9 protein-coding genes are annotated in these 9,446 nt (G+C 74.4%); 7 read left to right on the plus strand and 2 right to left on the minus strand.

What is annotated here, in order from left to right; genetic code table 11:
* The first annotated feature begins 6 nt into the window (after window positions 1–6).
* Genes VFW79_RS05190 through VFW79_RS05210 form a run of 5 tightly spaced genes read left to right on the plus strand, consistent with a single transcriptional unit; the run spans window position 7 to window position 4,692 of the window.
* Window positions 7–675 (plus strand): TlpA family protein disulfide reductase, encoded by a 669-nt coding sequence (locus VFW79_RS05190; protein WP_414647883.1) that lies wholly within the window; start codon window positions 7–9, stop codon window positions 673–675.
* The gene (locus VFW79_RS05195; RefSeq protein ID WP_329676254.1) at window positions 672–1,517 is read left to right on the plus strand and encodes a cytochrome c biogenesis CcdA family protein; all 846 of its coding nucleotides are present in this window, start codon (window positions 672–674) and stop codon (window positions 1,515–1,517) included. The genes VFW79_RS05190 and VFW79_RS05195 overlap by 4 nt, the downstream gene beginning before the upstream one ends.
* Window positions 1,517–3,280 carry a cytochrome c biogenesis protein ResB gene (gene resB, locus VFW79_RS05200; protein WP_329676255.1) on the plus strand — a complete coding sequence of 588 codons (1,764 nt, stop codon included), beginning with the start codon at window positions 1,517–1,519 and terminating at the stop codon, window positions 3,278–3,280. Before VFW79_RS05195 ends, resB begins: the two co-directional genes overlap by 1 nt.
* A complete protein-coding gene (ccsB, locus tag VFW79_RS05205) occupies window positions 3,277–4,371 on the plus strand; it encodes a c-type cytochrome biogenesis protein CcsB (RefSeq protein ID WP_329676256.1) in 1,095 nt (364 codons plus the stop codon). Before resB ends, ccsB begins: the two co-directional genes overlap by 4 nt.
* 21 nt (window positions 4,372–4,392) lie before the next feature.
* Entirely contained in the window at window positions 4,393–4,692 is a 300-nt protein-coding gene (locus VFW79_RS05210; protein ID WP_329676257.1) for a DUF4229 domain-containing protein, read from the plus strand.
* 21 nt (window positions 4,693–4,713) lie between these two features.
* On the opposite strand, the gene VFW79_RS05215 is transcribed toward VFW79_RS05210, so the two are convergent.
* Window positions 4,714–5,583: a 1,4-dihydroxy-2-naphthoate polyprenyltransferase gene (locus tag VFW79_RS05215; protein WP_329676258.1), complete on the minus strand. Its 870-nt coding sequence runs from the start codon at window positions 5,581–5,583 to the stop codon at window positions 4,714–4,716.
* Between the two features lie 84 nt (window positions 5,584–5,667).
* Window positions 5,668–6,858 carry an o-succinylbenzoate--CoA ligase gene (gene menE / locus VFW79_RS05220; protein WP_329676259.1) on the minus strand — a complete coding sequence of 397 codons (1,191 nt, stop codon included), beginning with the start codon at window positions 6,856–6,858 and terminating at the stop codon, window positions 5,668–5,670.
* A 73-nt stretch (window positions 6,859–6,931) separates the two neighbouring features.
* Here menE and VFW79_RS05225 point away from each other — a divergent pair, with 73 nt between their 5' ends.
* Both VFW79_RS05225 and VFW79_RS05230 read left to right on the plus strand, forming a co-directional pair.
* The gene (locus VFW79_RS05225) at window positions 6,932–8,017 is read left to right on the plus strand and encodes a DUF3048 domain-containing protein (RefSeq protein ID WP_329676260.1); all 1,086 of its coding nucleotides are present in this window, start codon (window positions 6,932–6,934) and stop codon (window positions 8,015–8,017) included.
* Window positions 8,018–8,202: 185 nt separating this feature from the next.
* Complete coding sequence (locus VFW79_RS05230; RefSeq protein WP_329676261.1) at window positions 8,203–9,171, plus strand: DUF3048 domain-containing protein; 969 nt, start codon at window positions 8,203–8,205, stop codon at window positions 9,169–9,171.
* Window positions 9,172–9,446: the final 275 nt, after the last annotated feature.

A 9,446-nucleotide genomic window follows, 5' to 3' on the forward strand; every position in this document is an offset into this window, starting at 1 on the left:
CCTCGCGTGACCCCAGCAGCCCGCGTCACCCGCGCTCCGCGCGTGACGGGGGGCTTCGTCGCGCTCGCACTGGGTGCGGTCCTGCTCGCCGGGTGCGCGCCGAGCGGGACCCCTGCGGCGTCCTCGACCGACGTCGCGAACCAGGGCTACCAGTCCGGGGACGGCTCGACCCGCACGTGGGCCGTCGCCGACCGGTCCGAGCCCGTCACGCTGGCCGGGACCGACTTCGCCGGGACCGCGCAGGACCTGACGGCCTGGCGCGGGGACGTCGTCGTGCTCAACAGCTGGTACGCGGCCTGCCCGCCGTGCCGTGCGGAGGCACCCGACCTCGTCGCGTTGGCGAACGACTACGCCGCCCGCGGCGTGCACGTCCTCGGGATCAACGGCACCGACGACGTCGGCGCGGCACAGGCGTTCGAGCGGACGTTCGCGATCCCGTACCCGAGCCTCGCCGACACCGGCGGGCACGCGATCGCGGCGCTGCAGGGCGCCGTCCCCGTCCAGGCCGTCCCGACGACGGTCGTGCTCGACCGCGAGGGTCGGGTCGCAGCCCGGATCCTCGGCCTCGCCGACCCGTCGACGCTGCGCGGGCTCGTCGACGACGTCCTCGCCGAGTCGGCCGACTCCGCCGCGCCGGCTTCCGGTGCCACGGCGGGAGCGACGGCGACACCATGAGCGACCTCGGCACGACGTTCGCGCAAGCCGCCTTCTCCGGCTCGATGCTGCTTGCCGTCCCGGTCGCGGCGGTCGCCGGCTTCGTCGCGTTCGCCTCGCCGTGCGTGCTCCCGCTCGTCCCCGGCTACCTCGGCTACCTCGGCGGCATGTCGGGTGCGACGCTCGCCGGTTCGCGTCGGCGCGGGGCCGAGCGGTCGGCGGATGCCCCATCGACTGATCGGGCGCCGCGCGCCGGTCGATCGTCGGCCGACGTCGGTCGGACCCGGTTGCTCACCGGTGTCGGGCTGTTCGTCGCGGGGTTCACCCTCGTCTTCGTGCTGCTCGGGGTGCTCGCAGGCTCGGTCGGCGGGGTGCTCAAGGACTGGCAGGACCCGCTGACCCGCGTCCTGGGTGTCGTCGTCGTGCTCATGGGCCTGGCGTTCATGGGCCTGGTCCCGTTCCTGCAGCAGGACCGCCGCGTGCACCTGAGCCCGCGCGCCGGGCTGTGGGGTGCGCCGCTGCTCGGGCTCGTGTTCGGTCTCGGGTGGACCCCGTGCATCGGGCCGACCCTCGTCGCGATCACCGCGCTGTCGCTCGACGGCGGATCGGCGGCCCGCGGCGCGGTGCTCTCGGTCGCGTTCTGCCTCGGGCTCGGTCTGCCGTTCCTGCTCATCGCGCTCGGCACGGCCCGCAGCGCGCGCGCGCTGGCCCTGCTGCGCCGGCACCGGCTCGCGGTCATGCGCGCGGGCGGCGGCCTGCTCGTGGTGCTCGGGCTCGCGCTCGTCAGCGGCCTGTGGGGCGCCTGGGCGCAGTGGCTGCAGGGCCTGCTCACCACCTCCGGCGTCTTCGTCCCGGTGGTCTGATGAGCGCGACCGGCACCAGCGACCAGCAGCGGTACACGCCCCAGGGCATCGACGACGCGTTCGCGGGCGACACGCCCGTGCTCCCGCAGCTCGGGCCGGTCGGCTGGCTGCGGTGGGCGTGGCGCCAGCTGTCGAGCATGCGGGTCGCGCTGCTCCTGCTGATGCTGCTCGCCGTCGCCGCGGTGCCGGGCTCGGTGTTCCCGCAGCGTCCGCAGTTCCCCGAGAAGGTCGCGCAGTACCTCCTCGACCACCCCACGCTCGGTCCGCTGCTCGACCGCGTCGGGATGTTCGACGTGTACACGTCGATCTGGTTCTCGGCGATCTACCTGCTGCTGTTCATCTCGCTCGTGAGCTGCATCCTGCCGCGCACCAGGTCCCACCTGCGCGCGCTGCGGGCGAGCCCGCCCCGGACCCCGCGGCGACTCGACCGGTTCCCGGCGCAGGGGAGCGCGGCGTCGGGTGCGACACCAGAGGTCGTCGTGCGTGCGGCAGCGAGCACCCTGCGCGGCCGGTACGCCAGGCTCCCGCGCTTCCGCACCGACATCCGCGACGAGGGTCACGGCACGTGGAGCGTGTCCGCCGAGCGGGGCTACCTGCGCGAGACGGGCAACCTCGTGTTCCACCTCGCGCTCGTCGGGCTGCTCGTGTCCGTCGCGACCGGTCAGATGCTGCACTACCGCGGGCAGACGATCGTGGTCGAGGGCCACGGGTTCGCCAACGCCCAGACGGACTACGACACCTTCGAGGCCGGGTCGGCGTTCGACCCCGCGACGCTCGTGCCGTTCACGCTCGGCCTCGACCGGTTCACGTCGCGGTTCGACCCGCGCACGCTGCAGTCCCGGGCCTTCCTCGCCGAGGTCACGCTCGCGGAGCCCGGCACGGCCCCGCGGGCCGCGACGATCCAGGTCAACCACCCGCTCACCGCGGGCGGCGCGAAGGTGTACCTGCAGGGCAACGGGTACGCCCCCGACGTCGTCGTGCGCGACGCCGCCGGCAAGGTCGCGTTCTCGGGCGCCGTCCCGTTCCTGCCGCAGGACACCGTCTACACGTCGAACGGCGTCATCAAGGTGCCCGACGTGTCGGGTGGCCAGCCGCAGATCGGGCTCGTCGGCTCGCTGCTGCCCACCGCGCAGCAGGTCTCGCCGGCGGTCTGGCGCTCGGTCAACCCCGAGCCGACCGACCCCGTCCTCGTGCTGGCCGTCTGGTCGGGGAACCTCGGGCTCGACACCGGCGTCCCGCAGAACGTCTACACGCTCGACGACGCGCGCATGAAGCAGTCCGTCGAGGCCGACGGCACGCCCGTCACGATCCGCATCCGGCCCGGCGAGACGGTCGCGCTGCCGGATGGGCTCGGCACGCTCGAGTTCCGGGCCCTGCCGCGGTTCGTCGCCCTGGACCTGCGCTACGACCCGGCGCTCGCGTTCGTCCTGACCTTCGCGCTCCTCGCGCTCGCGGGCCTCGCGACGTCGCTGTTCACCCCGCGGCGGCGCGTGTGGGTCCGCGCGAGCCCGGACCCTGCCGACCCGCGTCGCACCCTCGTCTCCGCCGCGGCGCTCGCGCGCGGGGACGACATCGCGCTGCCGACCGAGATCGACCGGGTGCTCGCCGCGCTCCCGGACCGGCTCGACGTGCACGACGGCGCCTCCGCGTCGGACACTGAGCCGGACACGCACCCGGACACCGGGCCGGACATCGACCACCACCGTGACGCGCACCCGCGCCCAGCACTCGACCCCCACGACCAGGAAGAGGCCCAGTCATGACCGTCGGGGACATCAGCACGTTGCTCGTCTGGGGCGCGATGACCGCGTTCACGATCGGCTTCCTCGCGTACACGGCCGATCTCGCCCGGATCGCGGAGGCCGCGTCCCGCGCGTCCCGTCTGCCGGTCGAGACGGACGAACGCCAGCTGGCCGGGGTCGGCGCCGGGGTGTCGGCCGCTGCCGCGTCGACCACTGCCGCATCACCTGCTGCGTCGTCGGGTGCCGCCGGGACGGCAGCCGGCGACGCCGCGGGGACCGTGCCGGTCGCGGGCGGGTCGCGCCGCGCCGAGGGCATCTCGCGCTCGACGACGTACCTCGGGGTGCTCCTGCTGCTCGCCGGCATCGTCGCGCGGGGGATCGCCGCGGGCCGCTGGCCGACCGCCAACATGTACGAGTTCACCCTCGTCGGGGCGTTCGTGGCCGTGACCGTGCTCGCCGTCGTGCAGCAGCGCCGCTACATCCCGTTCCTGGGCGTCGTCGTGCACGGCATCGCGGTGCTGGCCCTCGCGCTCGCGCTGCTCGTGTTCTACGTGCAGGCCGACGCCGTGCAGCCCGCGCTGCAGAGCTACTGGCTCGTGCTGCACGTGGGGGTCGCGATCTCGGCGACCGGAGTGTTCACCGTGGCGTTCGCCGCGGCGGTGCTCCAGGTGCTCACGGACGCGCGCGAGGCGGGCCGCAGCCGGCTCGACGCGCCGTGGCAGCGGTTCGAACCCGTGCGTGCGAGCCTCCAGCGCTGGCGCGTGACGGGGCCCGCGTGGGAGTGGCTGCGCTCGGTGCCGTCCTCGCGTGAGCTCGAGGCGCTGTCGTTCCGGCTCAACTCGATCGGGTTCGTCCTGTGGACGTTCACGCTCATCGGCGGGGCCATCTGGGCCGAGCACGCGTGGGGCCGGTACTGGGGCTGGGACCCCAAGGAGGTCGGCACCTTCATCGCGTGGGTCGTCTACGCCGCGTACCTGCACGCACGCACGACGCGCGGGTGGAGCGGGCGCCGGGCCGCGTACTTCGTGTTCGTCGGCTACGCGGTCGTCCTGGCCAACTTCACGGTCATCAACCTGTTCGTCACCGGCAAGCACTCGTACTCGGGGCTGTGACGAGGGTCCTAGGCTGATCGCGTGCCTCTTGTCATCTACTCGGCCTTGCGCCTCGGTCTCTTCGCTGCCCTCACGCTGCTCATGCACTTCTGGGCCGGCATGGAGTGGTGGTTCGCCGCGCTGATCTCGGTGTTCGCCGCCTGGGGGTTGTCGTACACGATGCTCGACGGCCCCCGCGACGCCGCGGCGCGCTACCTCGCCGACCGCGCGGACGCCCGGAAGGCGCGCAAGGGGCTCTCGGTCGGCCAGAGCGAGGACGCCGAGGTCGAGGACGCCGCCCAGGACGCCGCACCGGAACCGGTCGAGCGCGACGAGCCGTAGGCCCGGCAGCCCGACCGCTGGCTACAGCGCGAGCCCGAGCCCGAGCAGCACACCGAACGCCAGCTCGAGCAGGCCGGTGCCCGCGAGCACCGGCACCAGAAGACGCCCGCGCGCGCCCGCCAGCACGGTGACCGTGAGCAGCCCGGCCGGGAACCCGAGCAGGACGACGAGGACCGACCACGGCGCGACGAGTGCGCAGCCGAGACCCAGCACGATCGGCACCCACAGCAGCGCCGCGTACACGCGCCGGGACCGGTGCTCGCCGAGCCGCACCGCGAGCGTGCGCTTGCCCGCGAGGACGTCGGTGGGCACGTCGCGCAGGTTGTTGACCATGAGCAGGGCGCACGCGAGGAGCCCGATCGCGACCGCGCCGGTCACGGCCACCCACGAGATCCTGCCCGCCTGGGTGAACGTCGTCCCGAGCACCGCGACGAGCCCGAAGAACACGAAGACCCCGACCTCGCCGAGCCCGCGGTACCCGTACGGCCGGCGCCCGCCGGTGTAGTACCAGGCGGCGGCGATCGACGCGGCACCCACGGCGACGAGCCACCACTGACCGGACAGCGCCACGAGCGCGAGGCCCAGCAGTGCGCCGACGCCGAACGACGCGAACGCAGCCCACTTGACGTGCTCGGGACGTGCCGCGCCGGAGGCCGTCAGGCGCATCGGTCCGACGCGGTCGACGTCAGTGCCGCGGACGCCGTCGGAGTAGTCGTTCGCGAGGTTGACGCCGATCTGCAGCGCGAGCGCGACGCCGAGGGCGAGCAGTGCGCGACCCGGGTTCGCCGCGCCGATCTGCGCGGCTGCTCCGGTCCCGACCAGCACGGGGGCTGCAGCGGCAGGCAGGGTGCGGGGTCGGGCACCTGCGATCCACTCGGAGGTCGTGGCCATGGTGTTCCTGTCGGTCGGGTGCGGGGTTCGGGGTACGGGGAGTGCGGACGGTGTCGTGCGGGCGGGGTCGTGCGGTGGACCAGGTCAGGGGGCGGGCCGCACGCTCCGCCCGGCCTGGTCGGCGACGGCTCGACGATCGACCTTGCCGGGACCGCGGAGCGGGAGCGCATCGACCACCACGAGGTGGCGCGGGGCTGCCGCGCGGCCGAGCCTGCTCTCGACGGTAGCCCGCACCGCGGCCAGGTCCGGCATCGGTGCACCCGGTCGCAGCACGAGGACGGCCGTCACGGCGTGACCCCACTCCTCGTCGGGCAGGCCGACGACGCACGCCTCGACCACGCCGTCGAGCTCTCCGAGGACCCCTTCGACGGCGGCGGGGGCCACCTTGGCGCCGCCGGTGATGATCATGTCGTCGAGCCGGCCGAGGACTGTCAGGGCCCCGGTGGCGTCCAGGGCACCGACATCCGTCGTGCGCAGCCACCGCTCGCCGCCACGTCGGACGAACACCTGCGCGTCGAGGTCGGGCCGGCCCCGGTAGCCGGTCGCGAGGACCGGACCGGTCAGCAGCACCCGGCCGTCGGGCTCGAGGTCGACGCGGACGCCGTCGAGCGGGACGCCGTCGTACACGCACCCGCCGCAGGTCTCCGACATGCCGTAGGTGGTCACGACGGCGATCCCGGCCGAGCGGGCGTCGGCGACGAGCGAGGGCGCTGCCGCCGCGCCGCCGAGCAGGATCGCGTCGAACCCACGGAGCGCGTCGATCCCCTCCGGGGAGCCCAGCAGCCGGTGCAGCTGGGTCGGTACGAGCGAGGCGTACCGGCGGCCTGTGCCGCCCGCGAGCTGCGTGCTCGCCGCGGCGAACGCCTCGGTGCGGAACGGTCCGGCCGGGACGGCGACGGGGACCGTGCCGGCGAGGACCGACCGGATGAGCACCTGCAGGCCGGCGACGTGCGTGGTCGGCAGCGCGAGCAGCCAGCGTCCCGGTCCGCCCAGGCGGGCCTCGGTCGCCGCGGCGGAAGCCCGCAGGGCAGTCGCCGACAGCAGCACCTGCCGTGCGTCCCCGGTCGAGCCCGACGTCGGCACGACGAGCGCCACGTCGTCCGGCAGGTCAGAGGCGTCGGCCTCGGCGTCTGATGTGCCGGGTGCAGAGGTGACCAGCACCGCCGGTCCGGAACCGTCCAGGGCCGCGGCGAGGGCGACGAGCAGCGCGTCGGTCGTCGGCGGCCCGTCGCCGTGCGGCTCGGGTGACCGCACGACGCGGACGGGACGACTCACCGGCTCAGCGTAGGCGGCACCGTAGAGTGTGGCGCGACGATCCGGACGCCGTGCCGGGAGAAGGAGTTCCGCTGTGCCCTTGACCGTGTCCTTGCGCCAGACCCGCGCCCTCGCGCTCCTCACGGTCGCCGTGGCGGCCGCGCTCGGCGCCTGCGGCGGGGGGAGCACACCCGGCCCCGCAGCCTCGGTGCCGCCCGTGACCGTCGCCCCGAGCGTCGACCCCGCGAAGCAGGCGGCGCCCACGCCCGTCGTGCCGGCGCGTTGGCCGCTCACCGGGGTCGTGGCCGCCGACGTCGTCGAGCGCCCCGCGCTCGCGGTCAAGATCGAGAACCCCGCCGAGGTCCGCCCGCAGACGGGCCTCGACCAGGCCGACATGGTCTGGGAGGAGGTCGTCGAGGGCGGCATCACGCGGTTCGTCGCGATCTTCCACTCGCAGGTGCCCGCCGAGGTCGGCCCGATCCGTTCGGTGCGCCCGATGGACCCGGCGATCGTCTCCCCGCTGCACGGCATCATCGCGTTCTCGGGTGGTCAGCCCAAGTTCGTCTCCGCGCTCCAGGCCGCGAACGTGCAGACCCTGAGCCAGGACGCCGGCGCCGCAGGGTTCGCCCGCTCGAAGGTGCGTCCCGCGCCGCACAACGTCTTCGGTACCCCCACGACGTTCTGGAACCAGGCGAACGACACCCACAAGGCGTCCCCGCCCGAGCAGTTCCACTTCGCGCGGACGGCCGACCAGGCCACGGCCGTGCTCTCCGGCGCCGCCGCCACGTCGGTCACGCTCCAGCTCTCGGGCGGCTCGCACCCGGGCTGGTCCTGGAACGCCGCCGACTCGACCTGGCTCCGCTCGGAGGCCGGCACGCCGTCGACCGCCGCCTCGGGTGCGCGCCTCGCCGCGACCAACGTCATCGCGCTGAAGGTCTCCCTCGTCGACTCCGGGACGGTCGACCCCGCAGGCAACCCGGTCCCCGAGACCAAGCTCGTGGGCTCGGGCGACGCACTCGTCGCGACCGGCGGCAAGTCGATCGCCGCGACGTGGACCAAGACCGCGACGGACTCGCCGCTCACGCTCGCGGCCGCCGACGGCACCGACATCAAGCTCGCCGCAGGCACGACCTGGATCGAGCTCGTGCCGAACGGCTCCGGCTCGATGAGCGCGAGCTGACGGCGGCGATGCGATCGACCGGGGGCGGCGACATCGCGGTGACACACACCGCGGCACAGGCCCGACACGGGGCTCGAGGCACGCGGCGAGCACGAGGCGCCGTCGTCGGCCTCGGGGTGCTGTGCGCGCTCGCGCTGACCGCGTGCACGTCGGCGGCACCGGCGGCCCCGCCGACACCGGACACCGTGACGATCGCACCGACCGTCGACCCCACGAAGGCGCCGCCCCCTGCGCCCGCGCCCCCTGCGCCGGTCCTGCCGCCGACGTGGCCGCTGACCGGGATCGAGGGCGACGTCGCCCAGCGCCCGGCGCTCGCGGTCAAGATCGAGAACACGTCGCAGGCTCGCCCCCAGACCGGTCTCGAGCAGGCCGATGTCGTCTGGGAGACGATCGTCGAGTTCCAGGTGTCGCGCTTCGTCGCGATCTTCCACTCGCAGGTGCCGGCCGAGGTCGGCCCCATCCGCTCGGTCCGCCCGATGGACCCGCCGATCGTGGCGCCGCTGCACGGACTCATCGCGTACTCCGGCGGGCAGCCGGGGATCCTGGCGCTCGTCCAGGCGAGCGGTGCCCAGTCGATCAGCCACGACGCCGGGGCTCCGGGGCTGTACCGCATCAAGACCCGCGCCGCGCCGCACAACGTCTACGGCTCGCCGCAGACGTTCTGGAGCCAGGCGGACGCCGACCACCAGGCGTCGCCCGGCGAGCAGTTCGCGTTCGCCCGCACTCTCGAGGCCGCGTCGGCGGTCGCCGCCGGATCACCGACGACGACCCTGTCTCTGCACCTGTCCACGGCGTCGAACCCGAGCTGGTCCTGGGACGGCACGTCCTGGCTGCGCTCCGAGGGGTCGGCGCCTGCGATGGCGGCGAGCGGCGCGCGCCTGTCCGCGACCAACGTCGTGACGATCACGGCCGACCACCCCAACACCGGCTTCGGCGCGCAGGGGGGTGCGCCGGTCCCGACCTACTCGCTCGTGGGGTCGGGTGACGCTGTCGTCGCGACGGGCGGCAAGACGCTGGCCGCGCGGTGGCAGAAGGACGCGCAGGACGCGCCGATGCGGCTCGTCGCGGCCGACGGCTCGCCCGTGACCCTGGCACCGGGCAACACCTGGGTCGAGCTCGTGCCGAACGGGAGCGGTTCGCTGACGCTGGGCTGAGGCCCGCACCTCCGTCCCCGGGTGGAGCGCGCGCGGGCACGGCTGCTCCCGGCGACGGAGCGGGCGTCGACGAGGTCGGTCCTGGGGGCTGATCCGCATCCGCCCGCAGCGACGCAGGGTGGTCGCATGACCACGATCACGTCCGACCACGGTGAGGACCACGAAGAGCGCGTGCGCGCGATCGGCGCTGTGCTGGGCGCCGGCGCGGTGCTGGTCGGGCTGCTTGTCGGCACCGCGTACGTCGTCAGCCAGCTCGTCACGCTGCTCGCGTGGGC

Source organism: Cellulomonas sp., assembly GCF_036279715.1.
Taxonomy (GTDB): Bacteria; Actinomycetota; Actinomycetes; order Actinomycetales; family Cellulomonadaceae; genus Cellulomonas_A.